This window comes from Massilia cellulosiltytica (genome assembly GCF_047325105.1).
Taxonomy (GTDB): domain Bacteria; phylum Pseudomonadota; class Gammaproteobacteria; order Burkholderiales; family Burkholderiaceae_D; genus Telluria; species Telluria orientalis.
In genome coordinates this window covers 7,222,677-7,247,121 of the sequence record NZ_CP168562.1, presented here as the reverse complement: position 1 = coordinate 7,247,121, position 24,445 = coordinate 7,222,677, and the positions used below count along the sequence as shown (strand labels likewise).

The window sequence follows — 24,445 nt, the reverse complement described above, 5'->3', positions numbered from 1 at the left end:
ATTGGCCGAATTTGCACACACAATCACACACGACAGGCGTAAAAAAAACCCGCCGGAGCGGGCTCATTGTCGGCTCACTTGCCGATACAGAAGCGGCTGAAGATCACCCCCAGCAGATCGTCCGGCGTGAACTGCCCGGTAATGCTGGACAGCTGATCCTGCGCGAGCCGCAGCTCTTCCGCGAACAAATCGAGCGACTGGTCATCCTGCGCCGCATGCTCGGCGGCATACCGCAGGTGCTCGCGTGCCTGGCGCAACGCGACGAGGTGGCGTTCGCGCGCGAGGTACAGCGACTCGCCCGTCTGCTGCCAGCCGGCGATGCGCAGCAGTTCCGCGCGCAGCAGGTCGATGCCGATCTTCTCGTGTGCGGACAGGTAGATGTTGACCGCCTCCGCGCCCTGGTCCACGGATGGCTTGTGTCCGGACAGGTCGATCTTGTTCCAGATGCGCACGACGGGCACACCCGGCGGGAACGCGGCGACGATGTCCTCGTCGGCCTTGGCCGGGCCGAGGCTCGCGTCGAGCAGGTGCAGGATCACGTCCGCCTTGCCGACCTCGCCCCACGTGCGCTCGATGCCGATGCGCTCGACGACGTCGATGCCTTCGTCGATGGCGCGGATGCCGGCCGTGTCGACGATGTTCAGCGGGATGCCCTCGACCTGGATCGTCTCGCTGACTTTATCGCGCGTCGTGCCCGCGATCGGCGTGACGATGGCGACGTCCGAGCCGGCCAGCGCGTTCAGCAGCGACGATTTGCCGACGTTCGGCTGGCCGACCAGCACGACATTCAAACCCTCGCGCAGCAGCGCGCCTTGCGCGGCTTGGCGGAACACGGCTTCCAGCGCGTCGACGATGCCTTTCAGCTGGCCGCGCGCATTGGATTTCTCGAGGAAGTCGATCTCCTCTTCCGGGAAATCGAGCGTGGCTTCGACGAGCATGCGCAGGTTGATCGTCTTCTCGACCAGTTCGTGCACGACCTTCGAGAACGCGCCGGACAGCGATTGCGACGCCGATTTCGCGGCGGCCTCGGTGGACGCGTCGATCAGGTCGGCGACGGCCTCCGCCTGCGCGAGATCGAGCTTGTCGTTCAGGAAGGCGCGGCGTGTGAATTCGCCCGGCTCGGCGAGGCGCAGGTCCAGGTCGCGGCCCGCCTCCAGCACGCGCGCGAGCAGCATGCGCAGCACGACGGGGCCGCCGTGGCCCTGCAGTTCCAGCACGTCCTCGCCGGTGTACGAGTGCGGCGCCTTGAAGTACAGCGCGAGGCCTTCGTCGATGACGGTGTCCGCGGCATCCTTGAACGGCAGATAAGTGGCGTGGCGGGGCGCGAGCTTCGTGCCGGGGAACAGCACGGCCACGAGCGGTGCGAGGTTCTTGCCGGAGGCGCGCACCACACCGATGCCGCCGCGGCCGGGGGCGGTGGCGATGGCGGCGATGGGGGAGGTGTCGAGTTTCATGTTGAGGATTCTAGTCGATTAGTCGCCGTCATTCCCGCGGAAGCGGGAATCCATACTGAGCATCTTCGGTCGACTCAGCATGGGTTCCCGCTTTCGCGGGAACGACGGGACAACCTAATAAAAAAGCCCGTGCAAGCACGGGCTCTTAACGCATTCAACCGCGATTACTTGGCCGGCGCGAACTTCTTGGTGATGACGTACTGCTGCGCCATCGAGATCAGGTTGTTCACGACCCAGTACAGCACGAGACCGGACGGGAAGAACAGGAAGATGACCGAGAACGCCAGCGGCATGAACATCATCATCTTGGCCTGCACCGGATCGGCCGGCTGCGGGTTCAGCTTCTGCGTGATGAACATCGAGATCGCGTACAGGATCGGCAGGATGAAGTACGGGTCCGGTGCCGTCAGGTCGTGGATCCAGCCCACCCACGGTGCGCCGCGCATCTCGACCGCGGCCTGTAGCACCCAGTACAGGGCCAGGAACACCGGCATCTGCACGAGGATCGGCAGGCAGCCGCCCAGCGGGTTGATCTTCTCGGCCTTGTACAGCTCCATCGTGGCCTGCTGCATCTTGACCGGATCGTTTTTGAAACGCTCGCGGATCGCCTGCATCTTCGGCGTCACCGTCTTCATCTTGGCCATGCTGCGGTAGCCGGCCGCCGACAGCGGGAAGAACAGCAGCTTGATCAGGATGGTGAAGGCGATGATGGTCCAGCCCCAGTTGCCGATCATCGAGTGCAGCCAGTTCATCGTGGCGAAGATCGGCTTGGCGATGATCGCGGCCCATGCGTAGTCGCGCACCAGATCCAGGCCCGGGGTCACGCCTTCCAGCAGGCTCTGCACCTGCGGACCCGAGTACAGGCGCGCGGCGTTCGAGACGGTCGCGCCCGGTGCGACGGTGCCCAGCGGCTCGACGGCGCCGATGGCGAACAGGTTGTTACCCAGCGACTTCGTGTAGATGTCGCGCTGCGTGTTCGCCGGCGGGATGAAGGCCGAGACGAAGAAGTGCTGCGAGATCGCGATCCAGCCATCCTTCGACTGCTTGGCGTGGTCGGCCGAGCCCTTGCCGATCTTCTCGAACGTCAGCTTCTGGTAGTGCTCTTCCGGCGTCCACAGCGTGGGGCCCGTGTAGCTGCTGTTGAAATAGGTGTCGCCTTCCGGCTTCATGCCGTCATGCTCGAGCTGGAAGTACAGCGACGGCGTGACCGGTGCCTGGGTCAGGTTCGTCACGTCGTGGCGCACGTCGATCACGTAGTCGTTGCGCTTGAACGTGAAGGTCTTGGTCAGGCGCACGCCGCCCTGCTCCGCGTCCAGCACGACCTGCACCTGGTTGTTGCTGTCCAGCGTACGCGGGCCCGGACGGACCGTGAACGGGGTGTTGTGGTTCGGCAGGACGCCGGCCGCGCTGGCGCCGGTCAGGCCCGTCTGCGCGAGGTAGACGCGCGGACCGTTGGCCTGAAACAGCACCTGGTTCTTCGTATGGTCGACCTTGTCGCGGTACTTCAGCAGCTCCAGGCGGCGGATCACGCCGCCGGCCGTGTCGATGTCGACTTTATAGACGTCGGTGGTGACGGTGATGACCTGGGTCTGCACGGGCGCGGGTGCCGCGGGCGTGCCCGGGACGGTGCCGGCCGGGGTCGGCGTCGCGGCCGTCGGCAGATCATTCGGCTTGGCCGGGTTCGGTGCCTGCGCGACCTTGGCCGGCGGCTGCGCCGAGAACATCGACTGCTTGCCGTTGGCCACCATCCAGTCGTTCCACAGGACGACCAGCGAGACGGCGAACACGATCCACAGGATGGTACGTTTATTGATTTCCATTGGTCTTATTCAGGAATGCTTGCAACCGCAAGCGGTTGGTGAGGAATGCTGCTCCCCGGGACGCGGTACCAGGTCGACGCCGCCATCGTTCCACGGATGGCAGCGGCAGACGCGGCGCAGGGCCAGCCATCCGCCGCGCGCGGCGCCGTGGATCTTGACGGCCTCGATCGCGTAATTGGAACAGGTCGGAAAGAAACGGCAGTTCTGTCCGAGCATCGGAGACACCAGCAACTGGTAACCGCGCAACAGCCAGACGAGCAACCGGTTCATGATAGTCCCGGTTGCGAACCTGAAGGCGCAACGCTTGCCGCCTGTGGAGCGGCATTGGCCTTACGTGGACGCGGCAACTGCGATGCGAACAACCGCGCCAGCTCGACGCGCAACTGCGCCTTCAGCGCGGACGTCGTCGCCGGACCGTCCTTGCCGTTGACCGGACGCGACAGGCGCACGATGCAGTCGAGCGCCGGCAGCTGCGTGGTCCGGAACAGTTCGCGCGTGATGCGCTTGATGGTGTTGCGCGTGACCGCGCGCGGCGCAAAACGTTTGGCCGCGACGACGCCCAGCCGCGCATGAGGCAGGGCATTCGGTCGGGTATAGAGCACGAAATGCGCGGTTTTTTGTGCAGGGCGCAAACGAAAAACGGATGAAAACTCATCCGTTTTTACGATACGCCGAACGCGCGCAAAGTCGAGCGAACCTTCGCCTGACATATGTCGTAGGCGTGGTCGATGCGGCTTTCCGGGCTTAGACAGCCAGGCGCTTGCGGCCCTTGGCGCGGCGAGCGTTCAGGACAAGGCGGCCACCACGGGTAGCCATACGTGCGCGGAAGCCGTGCGTGCGCTTGCGACGGACGACGGAAGGTTGGTAAGTACGTTTCATGGTGGTCTCGCTTAAAGCAAAATAGAATGCAAAAAATCGGGGCTGAGCTCACGATGAGTCAGCATTGCGCCAATGACATTTCGCAGTTGTTAAGCCAGCGTCACGCCACAGCAAAGCTTGTCGCCTGTGTGCCATTTGTTGGATTAACAAGGCGTACGGGCGGGGAACCCTGAATTATTCAGCATTTTTACTTCAACTGTCAAGGCGGCCGTTGTGTCAAGACCGCGCCATTGTGCGCCGCAAACGGTTGCGGACGCACGTCGGGCGTTCCCGTTTCAGTGGAAAATTCCTGTATCGCCTGTGGATAACTTGCGAGAACACAGGTAAAATAGAGTGTTACGCTTAACTTAGTCGATGTATGGATAACTTTTGGCAGACCTGTTCCAACCAGTTGGAGCTCGAGCTGACACCGCAGCAATATACCGCGTGGATCAAACCACTCGTCGCCCTCGACTACGAGGACGGCAAGCTGCGCATTGCGGCGCCCAATCGATTCAAGCTCGACTGGGTGAAGTCGCAGTTCGCCAACCGCATCACCGCGCTGGCGTCCGAGCATTATCAGCGGCCGGTCGACGTGCAGTTCGTGCTCGACCCGAAGAACAGCATGCCGAAAAAAGCGGTGTCGTCGGCCCCTGCCCCGATGCCGTCCAGCAGCGGTGCGCTGGGCATCAACGCCGCCGCCGACAAGACCGTGCCTGAAATGCCTGTCGTCACGCCGGACAATGTCATCGCGAACAATCCGCGCCGCGAACAGAGCCGCGTCAACCCGGACCTTACGTTCGAGAACTTCGTGACCGGTAAGGCGAACCAGCTGGCGCGTGCCGCCGCGATCCAGGTCGCCAACAACCCGGGCGTCTCGTACAACCCGTTGTTCTTCTACGGCGGCGTCGGCCTCGGTAAGACCCACTTGATCCACGCGATCGGCAACCAGGTGATGGCCGACCAGCCGGGCGCGCGCATCCGCTATATCCACGCGGAACAGTATGTGCGCGACGTCGTGACCGCGTACCAGCGCAAAGGCTTCGACGACTTCAAGCATTACTATCACTCGCTGGACATGCTGCTCATCGACGATATTCAATTCTTCGGTGGCAAGAGCCGCACGCAGGAAGAATTCTTCTATGCGTTCGAGGCACTGATCGCAGCGAAAAAGCAGATCATCATCACGTCGGATACCTATCCGAAAGAGATCACGGGCATGGACGACCGCCTGATCTCGCGCTTCGACTCGGGCCTGACGGTCGCGATCGAACCGCCGGAACTGGAAATGCGCGTGGCGATCCTGATGAAGAAGGCGGAATCGGAAGGCGTCATGCTGAACGACGACGTCGCCTTCTTCGTCGCGAAACACCTGCGCTCGAACGTGCGCGAACTGGAAGGCGCGTTGAGGAAGATCCTCGCGTACTCGCGCTTCCACGGCAAGGACATCACGATCGACGTCGTGAAGGAAGCGCTGAAAGACCTGCTGTCCGTGCAGAACCGCCAGATCTCCGTGGAAAACATCCAGAAGACCGTGGCCGATTTCTTCAACATCAAGGTCGCGGACATGTATTCGAAGCGCCGCCCGGCCAACATCGCGCGTCCGCGCCAGATCGCGATGTACCTGGCGAAAGAGCTGACGCAGAAGAGTTTGCCGGAAATCGGCGAACTGTTCGGCGGACGCGACCACACGACGGTGCTGCACGCGGTCCGCAAGATCGCCCAGGACCGCACCAAGAACGCAGAGTGCAACCACGAATTGCACGTGCTGGAACAGACCCTGAAAGGCTGATGCGTGAACGCGGGGGAAAAGGCGGTACCCCCGATGATTTCTGGCAAAATATTGCGCGAACAACATTTTTACCCTACCCATAACCGAGGATATTTATGCAACTGGTCAAATCCACCCGAGACACGCTTCTCCGGCCACTGCAGATCGTGAGTGGTATTGTCGAGCGTCGGCACACCATGCCGATTCTGGCCAATATCCTCATCCGCAAGACTGGCGAAAGCGTCTCGTTCCTGTCGACCGACACCGAGGTGCAGATCACGACCCTGGCCAACATCGGTTCGGGTCCTGAAGAGACGGGCACGACCGTCGCGGCACGCAAGCTGCTGGACATCCTGCGTGCCCTGCCGGAATCGGGCGACGTCACGATGACCCTGCTGAACAAGCGCCTGACCGTCCAGAGCGGCAAGTCGCGCTTCGCGCTGCAGACGCTGGCGGCCGAGGAATTCCCGACCGTGTCCGTGGCCGACAGCTACAACGCGACCGTCACGCTGCCGCAAAAAACGCTGAAGCACCTGTTCAACATGGTGCACTTCGCGATGGCCCAGCAAGACATCCGCTACTACCTGAACGGCCTGCTGCTGGTGCTGGACGGTAACAACGTCATCGCCGTCGCCACCGACGGCCACCGCCTGGCTTTCGCGCAAGTGACGGCCGAGCAGACGTTCGAGCGCCAGGAAGTGATCATCCCGCGCAAGACCATCCTGGAACTGCAGCGCCTGCTGGAAGAAAGCGACGACGAAGTCCGCCTGGACATCGCCGCCTCGCAGGTCAAGCTGACGTTCGCCGACATCGAACTCGTGTCGAAACTGGTCGAAGGCAAGTTCCCGGATTACACCCGCGTGATCCCGAAGGGTTACAAGAACGACTTCACGATCAGCCGCGAAGAGCTGCTGCGCTCGCTGCAGCGCGCCGCGATCATGACGAGCGACAAGTTCAAGGGCGTGCGCTGCATGATCTCCCCGGGCTCGATGAAGATCAGCTCGACCAACGCCGACCAGGAAGAAGCGGTGGAAGAGCTGGAAATCGACTACGGCGGCGACACGATCGACATCGGCTTCAACGTCACGTACCTGCTGGACGTGCTGAACAACCTGAAGTGCGACCAGGTGAATATCTCGCTCGGCGACTCGAATTCGTCGGCGCTGATGTCGATTCCGGAAAATGGCGACTTCAAGTATGTCGTCATGCCGATGCGTATTTAATTAGGGCGAAACGCCCATATATTCGTCCTGTTGTGCGGGGATTCAAGTGGTGATTGGGTCCCTGCCTGCGCAGGGACGACGGTGTCGAGGCCGCGTGCCCCAATCCGTCGTTCCCGCGAAGGCGGGAACCCAAGTTCGCAATCGAAGCCGCTCCCCGTATTTATTGACGATCTAGACAGCTGGCCCCTCGCCCGCCCGTCTGATTCACACGTTATTTGAGAAAGCAGTCATGTCCGAGAACACTCAAGCAGTTTTGGAATCCTCCCCTGCCAAGGCGGAAGAGTACGGCGCCTCGTCGATCCAGATTCTGGAAGGCCTGGAAGCGGTACGCAAGCGTCCGGGCATGTACATCGGCGACACGTCGGATGGCACCGGCCTGCATCACCTGGTGTTCGAGGTGCTCGATAACTCGATCGACGAGGCCCTGGCCGGCTACTGCTCCGAAATCCACGTCACGATCCATTCCGACAACTCGGTCTCGATCACCGACAACGGCCGCGGCATCCCGACCGGCATCAAGATGGACGACAAGCACGAGCCCAAGCGCTCGGCGACCGAGATCGCCCTGACGGAACTGCACGCCGGCGGCAAGTTCAACCAGAACGCGTACAAGGTGTCGGGCGGCCTGCACGGCGTCGGCGTCTCGTGCGTGAACGCGCTGTCGAAGCTGCTGCGTGTGACCGTCCGCCAGAACGGCAAAGTGCACCAGATGGAATTCGAGCGCGGCGTTCCGCTGAACCGCGAAATCGAAATCCGCGACGGCGTGGAAGTCTCGCCGATCAAGGTCATCGGCGAGACCGACAAGCGCGGCACGGAAGTCCATTTCTGGGCCGACGAGGAAATTTTCTCGCACGTCGAGTTCCACTACGAGATCCTGTCCAAGCGCATCCGTGAACTCTCGTTCCTGAACAACGGCGTCAACATCAAGCTGACCGACCAGCGCACCGGCAAGGAAGAAGTGTTCGCCTTCGAGGGCGGTACCCGCGGCTTCGTCGAGTACATCAACAAGTCCAAGACCGTGCTGCACCCGACCGTGTTCCAGGCGACCGGCGACCGTATGTCGGAAAACGGCACCAATGTCTCGGTCGACGTGTCGATGCAGTGGAACGACGCGTACAACGAGCAAGTGCTCTGCTTCACGAACAACATCCCGCAGCGCGACGGCGGCACCCACCTGACGGGCCTGCGTGCGGCGATGACGCGCGTGATCAACAAATACATCGACGAGAACGACTTCGCCAAGAAGGCCAAGGTCGAGATCTCGGGCGACGACATGCGCGAAGGTCTGACCTGCGTGCTGTCGGTGAAAGTGCCTGAGCCGAAGTTCTCGTCGCAAACGAAGGACAAGCTCGTGTCGTCGGAAGTGCGCGGCCCGGTCGAAGAAATCGTGGCGAAGACGCTCACCGACTTCCTGATGGAAAAGCCGAACGACGCCAAGATCATCTGCGGCAAGATCGTGGAAGCCGCACGCGCGCGCGAAGCCGCCCGCAAGGCCCGCGACCTCACCCGCCGCAAGGGTGTGATGGACGGCCTGGGCCTGTCGTCGAAACTGGCCGACTGCCAGGAGCGCGACCCGGCGCTGGCCGAGCTCTACATCGTCGAGGGTGACTCCGCAGGCGGTTCCGCCAAGCAGGGCCGCGACCGTAAGTTCCAGGCCATCCTGCCGCTGCGCGGCAAGGTGCTGAACGTGGAAAAGGCGCGCTTCGAGAAGATGCTGTCGTCGGAACAGATCACGACGCTGATCGCGACGCTCGGCACGTCGATCGGCCCGGACGAGTTCAACGTCGACAAGCTGCGCTACCACCGCATCATCATCATGACCGACGCGGACGTCGATGGCGCCCACATCCGCACCCTGCTGCTGACGCTGTTCTACCGCCAGATGCCGCAGCTGGTCGAACGCGGCCACATCTACATCGCGCAACCGCCGCTGTACAAGGTGAAAGCCGGCCGCGACGAGCGCTACCTGAAGGACGACGTCGAGGAAGCGAGCTACATGATGCGCTTCGCCCTGAACGGTGCTGCCCTGATGCCGAAGGAAGGCGCGGAGACGATCACCGACGGCGCGCTGGGCGACCTGGTCGACAAGTACAACAAGGCGAACGCGATCATGATGCGCCTGTCGCGCGTGATCGACCGCGCCGCCCTGTCCGCCATCATGACCGGCGTGAAGCTGGACCTGTCGACCCAGGAGGCGGCCGAGAAATCGGCGCAGGCGATGGCCGACGCGATCCACGACCCGAGCGTGAAGGTGGGCGTGCGTTCGGACGAACTGTCGGACAAGCACAGCCTGCGCATCGAACGCATCCACTACGGCAACGTGCAAGTGACGTCGATCGACGCCGACTTCGTCGCCGGCGCCGACTACAAGACGCTGGAAAACTCGGCCGAGACGTTCCAGGGCCTGATGGGCGAAGGCGCCATCATCCGCCGCGGCGAAGGCGAGAAGATGAAGGAATTCGCCGTGCGCGACTTCCAGCAGGCCATGGAATGGCTGCGCGAGGAAGCCGAGCGTGGCGTCTCCAAGCAGCGCTATAAAGGTCTGGGCGAGATGAATCCCGAGCAGTTGTGGGAAACGACCATGGATCCGACCGTGCGTCGCCTGCTGAAGGTACAGATCGAGGATGCCATTGCTGCGGACCAGATCTTTACCACGCTGATGGGCGACGAGGTTGAGCCGCGTCGTAATTTCATCGAGTCGAATGCGCTGCAGGCGGGGAATATCGACGTTTGACGTGACAAGATCTGACGAACAGGCCCAGGCAATCAACGATTTTCTTATGTGATCTGCAAGGGCCGAATCATCTGGACGTTCTACGGGACGCCATTGCTCCAGTCTAGGACCGGGGCATTGGCGTCCCGTAGTTTTTCAGTCGAATGGGGTCGTCAGTTCCTTGTCATTCGTGTCCACCACGAACACCGCAAGAAGCTTGGCCGGCTTGGTCTTGCTGGCATTGGCGCTGACACCGTGACGGTCCCCGGGCAGCTCGGAGAAGTTCTGTCCGGCCTTGTACGTGGTCACGGGTCCGTCGTTGACCTGGCTGCGGACTGCCCCTTCCAGCACGGTCGCGTAGATGAAGGCGGACCTGGCATGCGTGTGACCAGGCGAGTAGCCGCCCGGGCCGTATTCGACAAGCACGCCCTTCATGCTCTTGCCGGGAACGTTCGGCAGCTCGTGCTGGTAGACGAGGGTCACCTTGGCGTTTTTCGCCTTCGGCGCTTCGGCGAGGGCGCTGGCGAGCGGCAAAATGGCGACAAGCAGCGAACAAAGAATGCGTTTCATGGAGATCTCCTTCAGTGAGCGGATGCGGAATCAGGCCTCTGCCTGCGGGCGGCGGAGCCATTCGTCGAGACCGATACGGCCGAGGCGCGCCTCGCCCAACGGCACGAGCGAATGTTCGTCGACGCGGCCGCCGAAGTATCGGGCGTCGGGATCGCTCACCACCTCACGCGGGTCGCCGATCGCCTTCAGGTAGCGGGCGACAAATTCGTTGAACGGCGCGCGTTCCGGACCGGCGATATCGACAATACCGTTGCGCGGCGCGGCGAGCGCCACATCGGCAACGATGGCAGCGACGTCGTCCGACGCGATGGGCTGGAACAGGCCGGGCGAAAGCCGGACGATGTTCCCATCCGTACTTGAAGTGGCGATGCCGCCGAGGAATTCCATGAACTGGGTCGAGCGAATAATCGTGTAAGGGCTGCCGGCGGCCTCGATCAGTTTCTCTTGCGCAACCTTAGCCCGGAAATAGCCATTGTCGGGCATCCGGTCGGTCCCAACGATAGATAACGCGACATGGTGCCGGACGCCGGTCGCGGCTTCTGCCGCAAGAATGTTGTGGCTGGACGTTTGAAAAAATTCCAGCACCGCCTGGTCTTCCCATGACGGCGCATTGGCAAGGTCAATCACGACATGCGCGCCGGCCATGGCCTCCTTGAGCCCCTCGCCGGTAATGCTGTTGATACCATTTTTGGGGGAGCCTGCGATGACCTCGTGGCCGCCCTGCCGCAGTATGGCGACGGTCTTCGAGCCGATCAGCCCGGTGCCGCCGATGACGACGATCTTCATGATGTGCCTTTCGCTAAGATAAGGAACAGACTCCAAAAGTCTGCCCCTGACTCTTAGACGGTCGGCGGGGTCGATCTGTGACAGGCAATCGTTCTTCTTGCGAAGCCGATCGATTTCAGCCGGCCATCAATTCAACAACCGGCTATGCTTCGGCAACTGTGCCGCAAGATACTCATGTTGGTCAGCGAGGATATTCCGGCCACTCAGCAGATAATGCTCCGCGCGACACGGCACATACGGCACGTAGATCAGCGGCCGGAATTGCTCCACCAGCAGATTGCCCTTCTCCTGGTTGCAGCGCTTGCAGGCGGTCACGCAATTCATCCACGTGTCCTGGCCGCCGCGCGACCTCGGCAGGATATGGTCACGCGACAGTTCCTTGTGCGCGAAGCGGTTGCCGCAATAGGCGCAGGTATAGCGGTCGCGCTTGAAAAGTAGATCGTTCTGGTGCGTCAGCGGCAGGCCGGTCCTGAACATGCGCGTCATAATTTCGCTGCCGGCGATGGCAATGATCGGCTTGACCGCGATTTTCGACTGCACGCCCGAACGGGAATAGCCGCCGCGGAAAACGAATTCGCGGCCGCCCAATTCCCAGGCCACTTTGCCGAGTGCGTAATACAGGATGGCGTCCTCTGGCGCAATCCAGTCGAACGGGTTGCCTGCAATATCGAGTGCCAGGATTTGCGTGTTCATCATGTCACCTTCATTCCGTAGTGACAGCGTAGCTTGAACACAAATAAAAGTCAGCAATCGTGTGCTGGCTTCGACGTCATCCCCGCAATCTCGCTGGCTTGGTGCCGAACGACTGGACCACGACCGGCTTCGCCAGCCCGGCCAGGAAACGGCCCAGCGGCGCTTCGACCCAGTGATAAAACACCGCCCCGGACGCCACGCTGGCCGCCCACGCCCACACGACGCCTGCACCTTGCAAATAAGCATCATTCGGCACGAAGCGCGTGAACGCCGCATTCACGACCAGGCACACCGGAAAGTGGACGAGAAAAATCGAGTAGGAGATCTTGCCCAGGTAATTGATGAGCGACCATCCCGAGTTCGCATACGTGCTCAGCCGCGTGCGGCCGTACAGGCACAGGAAGCAGGCCACGACCGACGCCACCGCGATACGGATCCGGAAATCCAGTTCCAGCGCCAGCACGGCCGGCACCACCATCATCAACAGCAGGGAGAACGTCGCGATGAACGGGCGGCGCGGGTCGCTCGCCCACCACGCGAGGATGCCCAGGCCATAGCTGCCGAAAAAGTAAGGCGCCCACACGTCGAAATCAGCGTCGCGGTTGAAGTACAGTAGCGAGATGCTCACGCCCAGCGTGACCAGCAGGGGCATCAGCCAGGGCATGAAGCGGTTGCCGGCGATGCGTCCGCCCAACCACAGCAGGCAAGTGATCAGCGCATACAGCTGGAAATCAATGGCGACATACCAGGCGCCGGCGGACAACGATTCATAGCCCAGCACGCTGTGCAGCAGCAGGACGTGCGCGGCCAGCTGGGACATGTTCGGCGGGGCCGAGATCGAATCGTGGACCATCCACGTGCGCGCGAGCGCGGAGGCGCCGATCGCCAGGAACATGGCCACGATGAACGGCGGCGCCAGCTTGATGTAGCGGCGCCAGATCGTGCCCAGCGGATTGCCGATGCCCGGCACGCCGGACGGCGACAGCGATTTCGCGACGAGGAAGCCGCTGATGACGAGGAAGGCCTGGACGGCGATGCGGCCGTACTGGTCGAGCCAGTCGATAATCGGCGGCATCAGCGGCCGCGCGGCGTCGGCCATCGGGCCGTAGAACGCCAGGTGGTGCAGGACGATCAATTGCGCCGCACCGGCTTTCAAAAGGTTGATCAAACCAAACTGTTTTTGGACCGTCGCGTTCGGTCCAGACACTCCCGTATCTTTCATCTGTGAGCCCAGCCATTTCAGTGTTGCCCAGCATTAATTAAGCAACAATGTTGCGGAAACAGCTGAGCGGGCGGCCATCATAGCCGAGCTGAATTGTGTGGGACCACGCTTTACACCTCGTAAAGCCTGTTACATAAAGATGCAAATTAATCGTAAAAATAATGGCTGAACAGGTGTTTTGCGAGTGATTTCAGTCATGCTGGATCACTAAAGTGTTTCAAGAACAACTCCCATACGCGTAATAGCCCACCGACGTCTGCCTCACATCCGTATAAGCGGCGACCATGTAATACCCCAGATACTGGTTCGAATTCTTCGCATACACCTGCCCATCCGCCCCGATGTAAGCCCGGCCGGCCGACACATGCGACACATTGCTGGCATACCAGTAACTGCACGTGAATGGCGCCGCCGCGTTGCCGCTGACGATCTTGTCGATCATCGTCTTGATGGCGACCATTTGCCCGCCGCTCTTGGCCGGAAAATTCACGTCCTCGTAGCCCCACCAGTCCCAGCATCCGCCGGGATTGTTCGCGGTGACGATCGTTTGCGGATACAGCACGATCATGTTGTTCGTATCGGCCCAACGGTTATAGCCGGCATTCTGGTAAAACGCCGTGCCGACGACGGACGCGCTTTGCAGGCAGCCGTGGAAGGCCACGTGCAGCCGGCAGGATTGACCCGCGGCACAGCTGGCCGGCACGTAGGCGTAGCCGCTGTTGGCCATGCTATAAAAATTTGGATTGAAATTGCCCCAGAAAACGGATTGGTCGAAGTTGATGAAGCTGCCGGACAGCACACCCGTGTTCTTCGGATTCAGTGGCCCATAAATCCATTTCAGGATCTCGCCCGCGGTATCGAAGTTGCAGTTGTTGACGTACGGGATGCCGTTGATGGCGCAGCCGTTGCCGAAGAAATCCGTCGGGATCGAATGCTCGGCCGCGAGATTGTTCTTGTAATAGATATTGGCGGCCGGAAGGTACGAACCGTACATCGTCTTGAGATCGTCCATCACGGGCTGGCGCACCGTGGAATCGATCGTGCCCGACAGCAGATAGACCTTCGATGCGGCCATATTGCTGGTCGGGTCGATATAGCCGTTGCCCGACCACGTATTCACCACCGAGATCAGGTACGGCAGATTGCGCGAGCCGGTATTCGCCATGCACGGACCGACCGAGATCGCGACGTTCCCCTGCGAGCAGTAGACGGGCCCGCCGGCGATGATGCCTGCGCCCTTTTTCACCGTTTTCGAATACGCGAAATGCATCTGCGCCGCCATGTGGGCGCCGGAGGAAAAACCGGAGACCGACACGTCGTTCACGCTGACGTTGTACTTCGGTAAAGCGACGACCGCTGCGAAGGCGCTCGTGCCGAGAAAACCAATGAGGATGCCGGCAAGCTGCCTTGCCCTGATCAGGATGGTCATGCTGTCTCCGGTTGTTTTATAGGTTTGACCCGGATCAGCTTAGATGAGGCAGACCGATGTGCAAGCGCAAAGCGATGTGCGCTTGCGATCAGGCGGCTGTGCAAAAAACGATGCATCCAAAGCTGAAGCACGCCGCGTGTACCATGTGCGCATGACCTACCGCCTCGCCATGTTCGATTTCGACGGCACGCTCGCCGACTCGTTCCCGTTCGTCCTCACCGTCTTCAACACGATCGCCGACCAGCACGGCTTTCGCCGCATCGACGTCGCGCGCGCGGACGAGCTGCGCCACCTCCACGTGCGCCAGATGATGGACCATGTCGGCATGCCAGCCTGGAAGCTGCCGCTCGCGTCGAAGACCTTCATGACGATGATGCGCGACAGCGCCCACGCGATTCCCCTGTTCGACGGCATCGCCGACGCGCTGCGCCACCTGCACGACCGGGGCGTGGTGCTCACCGTCGTCTCGTCGAATGCCGAGCACAATGTGCGCGCGGTGCTGGGACCCGAGCTGGCGGCACTGATCCGGCGCTTCGAATGCGGCATGTCCGTGTTCGGCAAGGCGAGCCGCATCCGCGCCGTGCTCAAGGCCTGCGGCGTGGCGCCGGCGGATGCCCTGTATGTCGGCGACCAGGCGACGGATGCGGAGGCGGCCCAGAAAGCCGGCGTGGCGTTCGGCGCCGTCCACTGGGGCATTGCCACGATCGACGCGCTGCGCGCGCAGGCATGCGCCACCGAGTTCGTCACGCCGGCCGACCTGCGCCGCATCGCCCCCGCATCCTGACCTGTCCCGCGCACATATCGGCAGCTGGCTTGAAGGAAAATACTTCGCATGCTAAACTTTCGCATATCAACAGTGAACAAGAAAAGTATTTACGAGGATCAACATGCGACTCACCGACCAGACCCTGAGCAGTCTCACCGCCGCGCTGACCCACGCGTCGCGCGCCTACCGTGCCGCCGCTGACAAGGTCGCATCCGACTTCGGCCTGTCCCAGGCGACCGGGCTGCCGGTGCTGGTCATCCACCGCTTCGGCGAGAACGGCGTGCGGCCAGGCATCCTGGCCGAGACGCTGAGCCTGGAAGCGTCGTCGCTCGTGCGCGTCGTCGACCACCTGATCGGATCGGGCCTCGTCGAGCGCCATGAAGATCCGCAGGACCGCCGCGCCAAGATCCTGCGCCTGACCGACGAGGGCCTCAAGACCGCCCACCAGATGGACCAGGCGCTGACGCCCTTCCGCCGCAAACTGTTCGGGCAGTTCGACGCGGCCGACGTCGAGGCCACGCTGCGTGTCCTGTCCGGCCTGCCGACGGCCATCACCACCATCCAGGCCGCATGAACTTGCCAACCCGGTCGGAGATCCTGTTCTCCGTCAAGTCATTCGCGGCAGCGATGCTCTCGGTCTATGTATCGATGCGCATCGGACTGCCGCGACCGTTTTGGGCCATGATGACGGCCTATATCTGCGCCGCGCCGTTCGCCGGCCCCGTCCGCTCCAAGGGGCTGTACCGCGCGGGCGGCACGGTGCTGGGCGCCATCGCCGTCACGTTCCTCGTGCCGCGGCTGATCAATTCCCCTGAACTGTTGTCGCTGGTGCTGGCGCTGTGGATTGCCGGCTGCCTGTATTTTTCACTGCTCGACCGCACGCCGCGTTCGTACATGCTGATGCTGGGCGGCTATACCGCCGGTCTCATCGCCTTCCCCGCCGTCAATGAGCCGGCCGCCATCTTCGACATCGTCCTCGCGCGCGTGGAGGAAATCCTGCTCGGCATCACGTGCGCAACCGTCGTGCACAGCCTCGTGCTGCCGCAGCCGTTCGGTCCGATGCTGGTGGCGCGCCTGGACAATGCCGTGCGCGACGCCCAGCACTGGATCCGCGACGCGCTGAATCCGGCCGGCGACACGCGCTCCGCCTCCGACCGCCGCAAGCTCGCCGGCGACATCACGGAGATGCGCCTGATGACCACGCACCTGCCGTTCGACACATCGCACCTGCGCTGGACGGAGAAGGCGGTCAATGCGCTGCAGGAACGCCTGGCCGCGTTCGTGCCGATCGTCTCCGGCGTCGAAGACCGCCTGACGGCGCTGCGCGAGCTGGGCGCCACCGAGGTGTCGGAACGGTGGCACGCGCTGCTGCGCGACGTCGTCGCCCTCACCGAGAGCCCGAAGGACGTGGCCATCGATGCGCAGGGCGCCGCGCTGCGCCAACGCATCGACGCCCTCGAACCGAAGGTCGACGACACGCTGGGCTGGACCGGCATGATCGAAGTGAACCTGGCCGCGCGGCTGCGGCGCCTGATCGAGATCTGCGTCGAGACGCGCGCGCTGCGCCAGCACATCGACGCCGGCGTGCACGGGCGCCTGCCCGAGGCCGTGCGCCACCTGCCGGGCGTGCCGGTGAGCGCGCTGCACCTGGACCGCGGCATGGCCCTGCTGTCCGCGTTCGCCGCGGCCGTCGCCGTGCTGGCCTGCTGCGCATTCTGGATCCTGACCGGCTGGCCGTCCGGCGCGGCCGCCCCGATGATGACGGCCGTGCTGTGCTGCTTCTTCTCCACGCAGGACGATCCGGTCCCATTCATCAAGACCTTCATGTGGTATTCGATCTACGCGATCCCGCTGTCGGCCCTGTACCTGCTGGGCATCCTGCCGGCCGTGCACAACTTCGAGTCGTTCGTCCTGGCGTGCGCCCCGACCTTCCTCGCACTGGGTGTCTTCCTTGCGCGGCCCTCGACGTTCGGACGTGCCATGCCGTTCCTGTTCGCCATCTGCGGCACCCTGGCCATGATCGACACGCACAACGCGGACATGGTGTCCTTCGTGAACAGCACGCTGGCGCAGGTGGTCGGCTACATCGCGGCCGCCGTCACGACGAGCGTGTTCCGCCGCGTGGGCGCCGGCTGGACGGCGCGCCGCCTGCTCAAGGCCGGTTGGAGCGAGCTGTCGCGCATGGGCACCGGCGAGCGCGTGCCGTCGCTGCCGGAATTCTCGGCCAGGATGGTCGACCGCGTGGGCCAGCTGACCCCGCGCCTCGCGCTGGCCGGCAAGGACCAGGACCTGCAGGCCGTCGACGCGCTGCGCGACCTGCGCATCGGCTTGAACATGACCCTGCTGCAAAGCGTACGCGCCCGGCTGGGCCGCGGCGAAGCGGCCGTCGGCCCGCTGATGAAGCAGCTGTCGCGCCATTTCGCGCTGCGCCCCAGGGTCGACGCCGGCTGCGAACGCAGCCTGCTGGACACGCTCGACAACGCCCTGCGCGCCATCTGCGCCGGCGAACGCGACGCGGCCCAGCGCGAGGCGCTCGCCGCCCTCACCGGCATGCGGCGCGACCTGTTTCCCAAGGCGGCGGCTTATCAGCCCTCGCTGGCAACTGCAATCTGAAAGGAGATCCGATGATCGGCGAAGTCAGCATCTACGGCCTCTACGTTCCTCCGCTCCTGCTGCTCACGCTGGCGGCGCTGGTGGTCTCGCGGCTCATCAACCTGGTCCTGGCGAAGACGGGCTTTTATCGCGTCGTCTGGCACCCGGCCCTGTTCGATTTTTCACTGTTCGTCATCGTGCTCGGCGCACTGACGTATTACACACGCAACTGGTCCTGAGATGGCTATGAAAACTATTTTGTCGACAATTGGCCGGGTAAGTATCACGGCGGTGGTGACCGCGGGCGCGGTCTACGCGGGCTGGCAGCTGTGGCGCCATTACGAGGTCGAGCCCTGGACGCGCGACGGCCGCGTGAAGGCCTATGTCGTGCAGGTCGCGCCCGACGTGACGGGTCAGGTGACCAAGGTCTATGTGCACGACAATCAGCAGGTGAAGGCCGGCGAGGCGCTGTTCGACATCGACCGCGCCCGTTTCGAACTGGCCTTGCGCCAGAGCGAAGCCCAGGTGACGGCGGCCCAGGCGGCGCTGGCCCAGGCGCTGCGCGAGAACCAGCGTAACACCCAGCTCGACGACCTCGTGTCGCAGGAAACCCGAGAGCAGGGCCAGACCCGCAGCGACCAGGCGCGGGCCGCGCTGGCCCAGGCCATCGTCAACCGCGACACGGCGAAGCTGAACCTCGAGCGCACGCGCGTCGTCTCCAGCGTCAACGGCATCGTGACGAACCTCGACCTGCGCGAAGGCGCGTACGCCACTGCGGCGCATCCGGTGATGGCCGTCGTCGACAGCAGCTCGTTCTACGTCGAAGGTTATTTCGAAGAGACGAAGCTGCCCGGCATCCAGCTCGGCGACGCGGTCGACGTCACCTTGATGGGCACGCGCCAGCCGATTCGCGGCCATGTGGAAAGCTTCGCCGAAGGCATCACGGACCGCGACCGCAGCACCGGCGCCAACATGCTGCCGAACGTGAACCCGACCTTCAACTGGGTCCGCCTCGCGCAGCGCGTGCCGGTGCGCATCGCCATCGACCAGGTGCCGGCCAATGTGCGACTCGTTGCCGGGCAGACGGCGACGGTGAAGGTGTTGCCTGCTGTGGCCAAACCTTTGACCACACCTTTGGCCAAACCTGCGGCCAAGGCGGTGGCTGCCCTTCCTGCCGCGACTACCACGCATCAATCGTCATGAACCGCTTCCGATCCTCCGTCAAGAAAGTCTTCACGCTGTCGCTGCTGGCGGCCGCGCTCGCCGCCTGCACGACGGTGGGCCCCGACTACCACGTGCCGAAAGAGGCCGTGATCAAGCGCGACGCGGCCAATGCCCCGTTCATGGGCGCGGCCGAGCAGTCCTTCAAGTCCGAGCCGCTCCCGGCCGACTGGTGGCGCCTGTACCAGGACCCGCTGCTCGACAAGCTGGTTGCCAAGGCCTTCGCCAACAACGCCGACCTGCGCGTGGCCGCCGCCAACCTGCAGCGCGCGCATGGCGTGCTGGAAGAGGTCGAGGAAAAGAAGCGCCCCGAAGTCGAGATGAGCGCCGCCCCGCAATACGGCCGCATCGCCGGCGCGCAGCTGGGCATCCCGGAACAACTCCCCACCGACGGCCTGTACGACGCCGACGTCAAGATCGGCTACACGCTCGACCTGTGGGGCCGCATCCGCCGCGCCGTCGAAGCATCGGAAGCGGACGTCGAAGCCGCACAGGCGGCCAGCGACCTCACACACGTGATCGTCGCGGCCGACACGACCCGCGCCTATGCGGAAGCGTGTTCGGCCGGCTACCAGCTGAAAGTGGCGCAGGAGTCCGTCGATCTGCAGCGGAAGTTCGTGAATCTCACGGCCGAACGCGTCAAGCGCGGCCGCGGCATCGCCATCGACACCACCCGTGCACGAGCCCAGCTCGAACAATTGCGCGCCAACCTGCCGCCGCTGGAAGCGCGCCGCCGCACGGCGCTGTACCGTCTGGCAGTTTTGACAGGTGAAGTGCCGAGCCAGTTCCCGGCCGAGGTCGCGCAATGTTCGACGCCGCCGCGCGTGGCCGCGACGATCCCCGTCGGCGATGGCGCCGCCCTGCTGCGCCGCCGCCCCGACGTGCGCCAGGCCGAACGCCAGCTGGCCGGCGCCACCGCGCGCATCGGCGTGGCGACGGCCGAGCTGTACCCGAACATCAACCTGGGTGCGTCGGTCGGCATGATCGGCATGATGAACCAGTTCAACGATGCGAACACGTGGAAGTTCAGCCTGGGCCCGCTGATCTCATGGAGCCTGCCGGCGACCAGCTCCGCCCGCTCGCACATCGCGCAGGCGAAGGCCGGCACGGCCGGTGCGCTGGCCCGCTTCGACTCGGTCGTGCTGAACGCACTGCGCGAGACGGAAAGCGCGCTGACCGTCTACGCTCGCGAGCTCGACCGCAACGCCGCCCTGCGCGCTGCACGCGACCAGAGCGCGCTGGCGTCACGCCAGTCGGCCAAGCTGTACCAGTTCGGCCGCACCGACTTCCTGTCCCAGCTGGACGCGGACCGCACCCTGGCCAGCGCCGAGAGCGTCCTCGCGGCGTCCGACGCGCAGCTGGCGGCGGATCAGGTGCAGCTGTTCCTGGCGCTGGGTGGCGGCTGGGAGAACACGCATGCCAAGCATGGCGAGGAGCATGTCGCGCAGGCGCATCACGCGGAGTGACGCGCCCGGCGTTCACAACAATTTATCGAGTGTGATCGGCAAATCCCGCACCCGCTTGCCCGTAGCGTGGAACACGGCATTCGCGATCGCGGCGCCCACGCCCGTGATGCCGATCTCGCCGATGCCCTTGGCGCCCAGCGGGTTCACGTGCGGGTCGTCCTCGTCGACGATCTGCACGTCGATCGCCTGGATGTCGGCATTCGTCGGCACGTGGTACTCGGCCAGGTTGCCGTTCACCGCGCGGCCTTCTCGCTTGTCGATCAGCGTCTCTTCCAACAGCGCCAGGCCGATGCCCCAGACGATGCCGCCCATCAGCTGGCTGTAGCCCGTCTTTTCGTTCATCAGCTTGCCGACGCCGTAGACGCCCACGACGCGCGGCACACGGATCTCGCCCAGGTCTTCGTCCACCGTCACCTCGACGAACACGGCGCCGAACGCATGCATCGAGTACTTCTGCTTCGCGTCGCCGGGCTCGGCCTTCGCCGTCACCTCCACGGGACCGCCGTGGCGTGCGGCGATGGCCTGCATCGCGACACGCCGCGCCGGATCGTCCAGCAGGTAAAGCTCGCCACCATCCGACGTCGAATCCACGCCCACCTGGTCGGCCGTCGCGCCGAACAAGGGCGAGCGTTCATCGGCCGCCGCGATGCCGAGCAGTTTCAGGCGCAACGCCCTCCCCGCCGCCTGCACGGCCGGGGCCACGCTGGCCACCGTCGTCGATCCGCCCGAGACCGGCGCTTCCGGCATCTGCGAATTGCCCAGCTCGAAACGCACGCGGTCGACGGGCACGCCGAGCGCATCCGCCGCCACCTGCGTCATCACGGTGTAGGTGCCGGTGCCGAGATCCTGCGTGCCGGAGCGGAACAGCGCGGTGCCGTCCGGCAGCAAGGTCGCGGAGCATTCCGCCGCCGAACGGTTCGTCGGATAACTCGCCGTCGCCATGCCCCATCCGACCAGTTTATTACCTTGACGCATGGAGCGCGGCTGCGGATTGCGGTCGCGCCAGCCGAAGCGCTCGGCGCCGATCTCGTAGCACTGGCGCAGCGATTTACTCGAAAACGGCAAGTCCTTGCCGGGATCGCGCTCCGTGTAGTTTTTCAGGCGCAGATCCAGCGGATCCATGTGCAACTCGTAGGCCAGCTCGTCGATCGCGCAATCCTGGGCGTACGAACCGGTGGCCTCGCCGGGCGCGCGCATGAACGTGGGCGTACCGAGATTCATGCGCGCCAGCCGGTGCGACGTTGCCTGGTTCGGGCTCTCGTACATCATGCGCGTGACGAGGCCGCACGGCTCGATCCAGTCCTCGATCATCGACGTGTAGGCGATCGTGTCGTGGCTGGATGCTGTCATGCGGCCGTCCGACAGCGCCGCCATGCGCATGCGCTGCTCGGTGTTCGGGCGGGTGCCGACCGGGCCGAACATCTGGTTGCGGTCCAGCGACAGTTTCACGGGACGCCCCAGCTGCTTCGCGGCCATCGCGGCGAGCACCACGTGCGACCACACGGAACCCTTGGCCCCGAAGCCGCCGCCCACGTACGGGCAGATCGCAGTGACGTTCTCGGGTGGAATACCGAAGATGCTCGCGACGATGCGCTGCACGCCCTTCATGTACTGCGTCGAGTCGTACAGGGTGAGGCGGTCGCCGTCCCACTGGGCGATCGTCGCGTGCGTTTCGAGCGGGTTGTGGTTCTCGACCGGCGTCGTGTAGGTGACGTCTATCCGCGCGCTGCCGGCCAGCAGCCCCGCCTGCAAATCGCCCCGCTTCGTGTCGGTTTCTTCCGTCAACACTTTTTCCGGCGGATGTACGGACGCCTTGGCCTGCTCGAAGTCGAGCACGGCCGGCTTGCGTTCGTACTCGATGCGCAGCCGGGCGCCCGCCTCGCGCGCGCGCTCGAACGTGTCCGCCACGACGACAGCGATCGGCTGGTTGTTGTAGTAGACGTCGTCTTCCTGCAGCAGGGTCAGCCTGCGCCCGATCGGCGGCTGGAGCTTGCCGTCCTTCATGTTGGGAGGAAGCCGCATGGCGTTCGCGGGCGTCATCACGAGCAGCACGCCCGGCACCTCGCGGGCCGCGCTGTCGTCGATGGAGAGCACGCGTCCGCTGGGGATCGTGCTCGTGACCAGGACCGCATGGGCCACGTTGTCGACCGGATGCTCGGCCGAATAGCGCGCCGCGCCGCTGACTTTCGCCCAGGCGTCGACGCGATTGATGGGAGCGCCCGTGATCGTCATGCCATGCCTCCCATCTCGCCCGTGGCCTGACTGCCCGTGGCCTGACCGCCCGTGGCGATCCGCAGCGCCCGCGCGACCGCGCGCTGCGCCAGTTCGACCTTGAACGCGTTGTGCGCATGCGGCTGCGCACCGGCGACGGCATCCGCCCCGACCTTGCCCAGCACGTCGTCGGTAAGCGCGCCCAGCGACTGGCCGCGCAATCTCTGCTCCGCACCCAGCGCCCGCCAGGGTTTATGGGCCACGCCGCCCAGCACGATGCGCAGGTCGCGGATGGTGTCGCCGTCCACGTCGACGGCCACCGCCACCGACACGAGCGCGAACGCATAGCTGGCCCGGTCGCGCACCTTCAGGTAGTGCGCATGCCGGGAAAACGGCGTCGGCGGCAATTCCACCGCCGTGATCAGTTCGCCGGGGCGGATCACCGTGTCGTCCTGCGGGCGGTCCTCCGGCAAGCGGTGGAACTCGGCGACGGGCACCTGCCGCGCGCCGTCCGACCCCTGCAGGTGGATGACCGCATCGAGCGCGACGAGGGCCACGCTCATGTCGGAAGGATTGGTCGCGATGCAGTGCGGGCTCGCGCCCAAAATCGCGTGGATGCGGTTGTGGCCGTCGATGGCGTCGCAGCCCGAGCCGGGATCGCGCTTGTTACAGTGAGGGAAAGTCGGATCGGTGAAGTAATAACAGCGCGTGCGCTGCAGCAGGTTGCCGCCGATGGTCGCCATGTTGCGCAGCTGGGCCGACGCGCCGTTCAGCAGCGCCTCCGACAGCAGGCGATAGCGCTGGCGCACGAGCGGATGATTCGCGGCCGCCGTGTTGCTCGCCATCGCGCCGATGCGCAGGCCGCCACCCGGCAGCTCGTCGATGTCGGCCAGCGCGAGCCGGCTCACATCGATCAGGCGGACAGGCTTTTCGATGCCGCTCTTGTACAGGTCGAGCAGGTTGGTGCCGCCGCCGATGTATTTCGCACCCGGCTGGCGCGCCAGTTCGAGCGCGTGGTTCACATCCCTGGCACGGTCGTAGAAGATCGATTGCATGCACGTCCCCCTACGCCTGGCGCAAGACCACGCTGTGGATGGCCTTGACGATGTTGGGATAGGCGCCGCAGCGGCACAGGTTGCCGCTCATGCGCTCGCGGATCTCGTCTTCGGACAGCGCGCCCGGCGCCAGCTGGTCGCCTTCGGTCAGCATGCTGGCCTGCCTGGCCTTCACTTCGTCCAGCAGCGCCACCGCCGAACACACCTGTCCCGGCGTGCAATAGCCGCACTGGAAGCCGTCGCAATCCATGAAGGCCTGCTGCATCGGGTGCGGCTGCCCTTGCTCGCCGAGGCCTTCCACGGTCGTGATCTCGCGGCCGTCGTGCATCATCGCCAACGTGAGGCAGGCGTTGATGCGCTGGCCATCCACGAGGACCGTGCAGGCCCCGCACTGGCCGCGGTCGCAGCCCTTCTTGGTGCCGGTCAGGCCCAGCACCTCGCGCAGTGCGTCCAGCAGGGTCACGCGGGGTTCGATCGTCAGGTTGTGCTCAGCGCCATTGATCCGCAAGGTGAGCGGTTGCGGCGGCGCATGGAGCAACGTCGCGCCCTGCGCACGCTGCTCCGATAGACTCTGGTCATCGTCTGGCATGACTTT

General features: G+C 64.1%; 22 protein-coding genes. 9 read left to right on the top strand and 13 right to left on the bottom strand.

The genetic code is table 11. From position 1 onward, the window contains the following. Positions 1–74: 74 nt before the first annotated feature. The 5 genes from mnmE to rpmH all read right to left on the bottom strand — a co-directional run bounded on the left by mnmE (position 75) and on the right by rpmH (position 4,153). On the bottom strand, positions 75–1,454 hold the full coding sequence (gene mnmE / locus ACEN9H_RS31865) for a tRNA uridine-5-carboxymethylaminomethyl(34) synthesis GTPase MnmE (RefSeq protein WP_413673334.1): 1,380 nt from the start codon (positions 1,452–1,454) through the stop codon (positions 75–77). Positions 1,455–1,618: 164 nt separating this feature from the next. Beyond that, positions 1,619–3,274: a membrane protein insertase YidC gene (gene yidC, locus ACEN9H_RS31860; protein ID WP_371763270.1), complete on the bottom strand. Its 1,656-nt coding sequence runs from the start codon at positions 3,272–3,274 to the stop codon at positions 1,619–1,621. A 9-nt stretch (positions 3,275–3,283) separates the two neighbouring features. Beyond that, entirely contained in the window at positions 3,284–3,544 is a 261-nt protein-coding gene (gene yidD / locus ACEN9H_RS31855; RefSeq protein WP_056126914.1) for a membrane protein insertion efficiency factor YidD, read from the bottom strand. After that, positions 3,541–3,984: a ribonuclease P protein component gene (gene rnpA, locus ACEN9H_RS31850; RefSeq protein ID WP_413673333.1), complete on the bottom strand. Its 444-nt coding sequence runs from the start codon at positions 3,982–3,984 to the stop codon at positions 3,541–3,543. The genes yidD and rnpA overlap by 4 nt, the downstream gene beginning before the upstream one ends. A gap of 34 nt (positions 3,985–4,018) precedes the next feature. Next, entirely contained in the window at positions 4,019–4,153 is a 135-nt protein-coding gene (gene rpmH / locus ACEN9H_RS31845) for a 50S ribosomal protein L34 (RefSeq protein ID WP_075796440.1), read from the bottom strand. Positions 4,154–4,511: 358 nt separating this feature from the next. Between rpmH and dnaA the strand changes: the two genes are divergently transcribed. The 3 genes from dnaA to gyrB all read left to right on the top strand — a co-directional run bounded on the left by dnaA (position 4,512) and on the right by gyrB (position 9,860). Then, a complete protein-coding gene (gene dnaA, locus ACEN9H_RS31840; RefSeq protein WP_371763268.1) occupies positions 4,512–5,924 on the top strand; it encodes a chromosomal replication initiator protein DnaA in 1,413 nt (470 codons plus the stop codon). A gap of 95 nt (positions 5,925–6,019) precedes the next feature. Further along, positions 6,020–7,126, top strand: coding sequence for a DNA polymerase III subunit beta (gene dnaN / locus ACEN9H_RS31835; RefSeq protein WP_056126907.1), 1,107 nt, complete (start codon positions 6,020–6,022; stop codon positions 7,124–7,126). Positions 7,127–7,355: 229 nt separating this feature from the next. Next, positions 7,356–9,860 carry a DNA topoisomerase (ATP-hydrolyzing) subunit B gene (gene gyrB, locus ACEN9H_RS31830; RefSeq protein WP_056126906.1) on the top strand — a complete coding sequence of 835 codons (2,505 nt, stop codon included), beginning with the start codon at positions 7,356–7,358 and terminating at the stop codon, positions 9,858–9,860. 135 nt (positions 9,861–9,995) lie between these two features. On the opposite strand, the gene ACEN9H_RS31825 is transcribed toward gyrB, so the two are convergent. The 5 genes from ACEN9H_RS31825 to ACEN9H_RS31805 all read right to left on the bottom strand — a co-directional run bounded on the left by ACEN9H_RS31825 (position 9,996) and on the right by ACEN9H_RS31805 (position 14,539). Then, entirely contained in the window at positions 9,996–10,409 is a 414-nt protein-coding gene (locus ACEN9H_RS31825) for a cupin domain-containing protein (protein WP_056126905.1), read from the bottom strand. A gap of 30 nt (positions 10,410–10,439) precedes the next feature. Then, complete coding sequence (locus ACEN9H_RS31820) at positions 10,440–11,195, bottom strand: SDR family oxidoreductase (protein ID WP_413673332.1); 756 nt, start codon at positions 11,193–11,195, stop codon at positions 10,440–10,442. A gap of 126 nt (positions 11,196–11,321) precedes the next feature. Further along, on the bottom strand, positions 11,322–11,891 hold the full coding sequence (locus ACEN9H_RS31815) for an HNH endonuclease (protein ID WP_307188321.1): 570 nt from the start codon (positions 11,889–11,891) through the stop codon (positions 11,322–11,324). 73 nt (positions 11,892–11,964) lie between these two features. After that, positions 11,965–13,056: an acyltransferase family protein gene (locus ACEN9H_RS31810; RefSeq protein ID WP_413673331.1), complete on the bottom strand. Its 1,092-nt coding sequence runs from the start codon at positions 13,054–13,056 to the stop codon at positions 11,965–11,967. A 271-nt stretch (positions 13,057–13,327) separates the two neighbouring features. Further along, positions 13,328–14,539, bottom strand: coding sequence for a PHA-depolymerase-like protein (locus ACEN9H_RS31805; RefSeq protein ID WP_413673330.1), 1,212 nt, complete (start codon positions 14,537–14,539; stop codon positions 13,328–13,330). Positions 14,540–14,690: 151 nt separating this feature from the next. Here ACEN9H_RS31805 and ACEN9H_RS31800 point away from each other — a divergent pair, with 151 nt between their 5' ends. From ACEN9H_RS31800 to ACEN9H_RS31775, 6 genes are all read left to right on the top strand, one after another. Then, positions 14,691–15,323 carry an HAD hydrolase-like protein gene (locus ACEN9H_RS31800; RefSeq protein WP_413673329.1) on the top strand — a complete coding sequence of 211 codons (633 nt, stop codon included), beginning with the start codon at positions 14,691–14,693 and terminating at the stop codon, positions 15,321–15,323. A 103-nt stretch (positions 15,324–15,426) separates the two neighbouring features. Continuing rightward, positions 15,427–15,879: a MarR family winged helix-turn-helix transcriptional regulator gene (locus ACEN9H_RS31795; RefSeq protein WP_056126901.1), complete on the top strand. Its 453-nt coding sequence runs from the start codon at positions 15,427–15,429 to the stop codon at positions 15,877–15,879. After that, positions 15,876–17,918, top strand: a complete 2,043-nt coding sequence (locus ACEN9H_RS31790; protein WP_413673328.1) for an FUSC family protein — start codon at positions 15,876–15,878, stop codon at positions 17,916–17,918. The genes ACEN9H_RS31795 and ACEN9H_RS31790 overlap by 4 nt, the downstream gene beginning before the upstream one ends. 11 nt (positions 17,919–17,929) lie before the next feature. Next, positions 17,930–18,136, top strand: a complete 207-nt coding sequence (locus ACEN9H_RS31785; RefSeq protein WP_025511664.1) for a DUF1656 domain-containing protein — start codon at positions 17,930–17,932, stop codon at positions 18,134–18,136. A gap of 7 nt (positions 18,137–18,143) precedes the next feature. Next, positions 18,144–19,100, top strand: coding sequence for an efflux RND transporter periplasmic adaptor subunit (locus ACEN9H_RS31780; RefSeq protein ID WP_413673327.1), 957 nt, complete (start codon positions 18,144–18,146; stop codon positions 19,098–19,100). Further along, complete coding sequence (locus tag ACEN9H_RS31775; protein ID WP_413673326.1) at positions 19,097–20,584, top strand: efflux transporter outer membrane subunit; 1,488 nt, start codon at positions 19,097–19,099, stop codon at positions 20,582–20,584. Before ACEN9H_RS31780 ends, ACEN9H_RS31775 begins: the two co-directional genes overlap by 4 nt. A 12-nt stretch (positions 20,585–20,596) precedes the next feature. Here the strand turns inward: ACEN9H_RS31775 and ACEN9H_RS31770 are convergent, their stop codons facing one another. Genes ACEN9H_RS31770 through ACEN9H_RS31760 form a run of 3 tightly spaced genes read right to left on the bottom strand, consistent with a single transcriptional unit; the run spans position 20,597 to position 24,439 of the window. Continuing rightward, entirely contained in the window at positions 20,597–22,816 is a 2,220-nt protein-coding gene (locus tag ACEN9H_RS31770) for a xanthine dehydrogenase family protein molybdopterin-binding subunit (RefSeq protein WP_413673325.1), read from the bottom strand. Next, positions 22,813–23,850 carry an FAD binding domain-containing protein gene (locus tag ACEN9H_RS31765; protein WP_413673324.1) on the bottom strand — a complete coding sequence of 346 codons (1,038 nt, stop codon included), beginning with the start codon at positions 23,848–23,850 and terminating at the stop codon, positions 22,813–22,815. The genes ACEN9H_RS31770 and ACEN9H_RS31765 overlap by 4 nt, the downstream gene beginning before the upstream one ends. A 10-nt stretch (positions 23,851–23,860) precedes the next feature. Then, on the bottom strand, positions 23,861–24,439 hold the full coding sequence (locus ACEN9H_RS31760) for a (2Fe-2S)-binding protein (protein WP_082577558.1): 579 nt from the start codon (positions 24,437–24,439) through the stop codon (positions 23,861–23,863). Positions 24,440–24,445 lie beyond the last annotated feature (6 nt).

Coding starts and splice junctions, on each gene's coding strand:
- ACEN9H_RS31815 (WP_307188321.1), bottom strand. CDS start 11,891: ATGATGAACACGCAAATCCTGGCACTCGATATTGCAGGCAACCCGTTC.
- rpmH (WP_075796440.1), bottom strand. CDS start 4,153: ATGAAACGTACTTACCAACCTTCCGTCGTCCGTCGCAAGCGCACGCAC.
- mnmE (WP_413673334.1), bottom strand. CDS start 1,454: ATGAAACTCGACACCTCCCCCATCGCCGCCATCGCCACCGCCCCCGGC.
- ACEN9H_RS31785 (WP_025511664.1), top strand. CDS start 17,930: ATGATCGGCGAAGTCAGCATCTACGGCCTCTACGTTCCTCCGCTCCTG.
- rnpA (WP_413673333.1), bottom strand. CDS start 3,984: ATGTCAGGCGAAGGTTCGCTCGACTTTGCGCGCGTTCGGCGTATCGTA.
- dnaA (WP_371763268.1), top strand. CDS start 4,512: ATGGATAACTTTTGGCAGACCTGTTCCAACCAGTTGGAGCTCGAGCTG.
- ACEN9H_RS31770 (WP_413673325.1), bottom strand. CDS start 22,816: ATGACGATCACGGGCGCTCCCATCAATCGCGTCGACGCCTGGGCGAAA.
- ACEN9H_RS31800 (WP_413673329.1), top strand. CDS start 14,691: ATGACCTACCGCCTCGCCATGTTCGATTTCGACGGCACGCTCGCCGAC.
- ACEN9H_RS31795 (WP_056126901.1), top strand. CDS start 15,427: ATGCGACTCACCGACCAGACCCTGAGCAGTCTCACCGCCGCGCTGACC.
- ACEN9H_RS31790 (WP_413673328.1), top strand. CDS start 15,876: ATGAACTTGCCAACCCGGTCGGAGATCCTGTTCTCCGTCAAGTCATTC.
- ACEN9H_RS31805 (WP_413673330.1), bottom strand. CDS start 14,539: ATGACCATCCTGATCAGGGCAAGGCAGCTTGCCGGCATCCTCATTGGT.
- yidC (WP_371763270.1), bottom strand. CDS start 3,274: ATGGAAATCAATAAACGTACCATCCTGTGGATCGTGTTCGCCGTCTCG.
- yidD (WP_056126914.1), bottom strand. CDS start 3,544: ATGAACCGGTTGCTCGTCTGGCTGTTGCGCGGTTACCAGTTGCTGGTG.
- ACEN9H_RS31760 (WP_082577558.1), bottom strand. CDS start 24,439: ATGCCAGACGATGACCAGAGTCTATCGGAGCAGCGTGCGCAGGGCGCG.
- gyrB (WP_056126906.1), top strand. CDS start 7,356: ATGTCCGAGAACACTCAAGCAGTTTTGGAATCCTCCCCTGCCAAGGCG.
- ACEN9H_RS31780 (WP_413673327.1), top strand. CDS start 18,144: ATGAAAACTATTTTGTCGACAATTGGCCGGGTAAGTATCACGGCGGTG.
- ACEN9H_RS31825 (WP_056126905.1), bottom strand. CDS start 10,409: ATGAAACGCATTCTTTGTTCGCTGCTTGTCGCCATTTTGCCGCTCGCC.
- ACEN9H_RS31820 (WP_413673332.1), bottom strand. CDS start 11,195: ATGAAGATCGTCGTCATCGGCGGCACCGGGCTGATCGGCTCGAAGACC.
- dnaN (WP_056126907.1), top strand. CDS start 6,020: ATGCAACTGGTCAAATCCACCCGAGACACGCTTCTCCGGCCACTGCAG.
- ACEN9H_RS31775 (WP_413673326.1), top strand. CDS start 19,097: ATGAACCGCTTCCGATCCTCCGTCAAGAAAGTCTTCACGCTGTCGCTG.
- ACEN9H_RS31765 (WP_413673324.1), bottom strand. CDS start 23,850: ATGCAATCGATCTTCTACGACCGTGCCAGGGATGTGAACCACGCGCTC.